This window comes from Roseomonas chloroacetimidivorans, assembly GCF_049629625.1.
Classification (GTDB): Bacteria; Pseudomonadota; Alphaproteobacteria; order Acetobacterales; family Acetobacteraceae; genus Roseomonas; species Roseomonas chloroacetimidivorans.
In genome coordinates this window covers 1-2,515 of sequence record NZ_JBNBZS010000227.1, presented here as the reverse complement: position 1 = coordinate 2,515, position 2,515 = coordinate 1, and the positions used below count along the sequence as shown (strand labels likewise).

Here is a 2,515-nt window from a genome sequence, read left to right as displayed (position 1 = left end):
CCGGTATCGCTGACGCACAGGGAGACATACTCGCCCGGCGGCAGGTCATGCATGCGCGCGGCGCGGGCATCGAGCCCGCGGTTGGCTGTCTCGATGGTGAGCTTGCCACCCTCGGGCATGGCATCGCGGGCATTGATGCACAGGTTCAGCAGCGCGCTCTCGAGCTGGTTCGGGTCGACCAGCGTGGTCCACAGGTCACCGGCCGCGACCACCTCCGCCTCCACGGCGGGGCCCATCGTGCGGCGGACCAACTCCTCCATGCCGGCGACCAGCCGGTTGATGTCGGTGGGGTTTGGGTCGAGCGCCTGCCGGCGCGAAAAGGCCAGCAGCCGGTGCGTGAGAGCCGCGGCCCGATCCGCCGCGCCGCGGGCCGCGACGATGTAGCGACTGAGATCGCTGATCCGCCCCTGGTCCAGGCGTGCCTGGAGCAGCTCCAGGCTGCCGATGATGCCAGTAAGCAGGTTGTTGAAGTCGTGCGCGATGCCGCCCGTGAGCTGGCCCACCGCCTCCATCTTATGTGCCTGACGCAGCGCCTCCTCGGTCTGGCGCAACACCTCGGCCTGCTCCTTCTCCGCCGTGATATCCCGCCCATAGGCGAAGACGAGGTCGCCTTCGGCGAAGGTGTTCCAGGAGATCCAGCGCGACGTGCCGTCCTGGTGGCGGTAGCGGTTCTCGAAGCTCGTCTGGTTCCTGTTCAAGGCGGCTTCGTGGTGGCCGCTCTGGCTCAGCTCGGCATCCTCGGGCCAGACGAAATCGAGAAAGCTGCGCCCGATGACCTCCGACGGCTCGTAGCCGAGCACGGTGGTCCAGGCCGGGTTCACGGCACGAAAGATCCCGTCCGACCCCACGACGGCGAGCAGGTCGCGCGAGTAACGCCAAATCCGATTGCGTTCGGCCGTGCGCTCCGCGACCCGCTGCTCCAACTCGGCGTTCAGCCTGGCCAGCTCCTCCGCCGCAACCCTCAGGCGTTGCTCGGCCTCCACCTTTGCCGTTGTTTCGCCGACGATGGTGATCACACCGTCCGGCCGGCCGCTCTCGCCAAGGATGGGCGAGTAGTCCAGGTCCAACCAGACCTGCTCCGGCTGCCTTTTCCGCTTCAGCAGCAGCTTCTGGTCCCGGTAGGAGAGCGTTCCGCCTGCCAGGACCATCCTCATCGCGTTGTCATTGAAATCCGCGACCTCGGGCCAGCCCTCGCGGACCTTCGAGCCGAGGAGTTGGGGATGTCTGCTACCCGCGAAGCCAGAATAGGCATCATTGTAGATCATGATCCCGTCCTTGCCCCACAGCGTGGCGATTGGAACGGGTGAGCGGAGGATCAGCGAGACCGCGGTCTTGCGGCTCTGCGGCCAGTCGGTGATGGGCCCCAGCGGCGTGGAGGCCCAGTCGAATGCCGCGATCAGCCTCGCGAGTTCACCGCCGCCGCTCAGGAAGGCGTAGCCCATCTCGTCTGCTGTACCATTCTGGTCCATCATTCTGATCCGAATAGCCGCGCGGTGGCCGGTCCGGCCTCCACGGCGCCGCGAGCACCACAGGTGCTCCGTCCGTTCTCATTTTCGGCCACGCGAGCCTCCTGGCACCACCCGAGGTGGCCATCCTGGGTCCAGACCGCGTCCAGGCCGCGCGAAACGGTGGTCTGGAAGAGACTGCGTCGGAAATTCATCCCCAGCGTGGCGAGATTAAAGCGACAAGGTGACAATGTGTAAAAGTCCGGATCTGATATGATGGATAGTCTGAGTTGGCCTTGACATCGGCACGGGCCATGCTGGGCAGGCGCCGGCATTGACCGCCCCAGGGGCGGACTTCCGGCCGAGCGCCGCCGCCAGGCCCCGCAGCCGGGAACCAGCCTCCCGACCGCGTCGGCCTTGAAGGGCAGCGCAATGGTGCCGGAAGACCCTGGGACAAATCATCCCTGTGTCGTCCAGGCCGGAGTGGCCGGAGGGTGCCTCCTGGGACGCTCGAACCGTGCGCTTTGGCGAGGCCGCCAGGTCTGCATCCCGTCTTGGGCGCCTTTGCGAAACTGCACCCGCTCCAGAAGCTGCAATCGCCGGTTGCACCTCCCGCATGCACCGGCCATGGGTCTCTTTTCGTTAACGTCCTTTGTCGGCCATACGGGAGTTGCGCGGCGCCATGATCCAGGACCTCGGAGATCTGGAGAGCTTCCGCCGTGATTTCCGCAGGCATGTCGTCCTTCCACTGGCTGCGGTCTTCCTGGTCACCGTGGCCCTCGGCGGGTTTGGCCTCCACTGGGCCACCAGGACCAGCGACACGGTCTCGACAGAAAGACAGGCACGGGTCACGAACCGAGCCGTCGCGGCAAGTGTCCAGGATCTCACCGATCAGCAGCAGGGCGCTGCGCTTTGGGATCCCCTGATCACGCGACTGCGAGCACCGGTCCTGGATCTGGACCCGCTGGAGGAGAATATCGGCCCCTGGCTGTTCCGGATGTTCGGCCATGAGCAGGTCTACATCCTGACCCCCCGGGGCGAGCCGGTCTACGCGGCAGTTCACGGGCAGA

2 protein-coding genes are annotated in these 2,515 nt (G+C 66.1%); one reads left to right on the top strand and one right to left on the bottom strand.

Annotated features, from left to right (window positions below):
- The coding region (locus tag ACO1BU_RS36875) for a hybrid sensor histidine kinase/response regulator (protein ID WP_424140825.1) at positions 1–1,469 on the bottom strand (1,469 nt) is incomplete at its 3' end.
- Between the two features lie 658 nt (positions 1,470–2,127).
- Between ACO1BU_RS36875 and ACO1BU_RS36870 the strand changes: the two genes are divergently transcribed.
- The coding region (locus ACO1BU_RS36870; protein WP_424140824.1) for a CHASE4 domain-containing protein at positions 2,128–2,515 on the top strand (388 nt) is incomplete at its 3' end.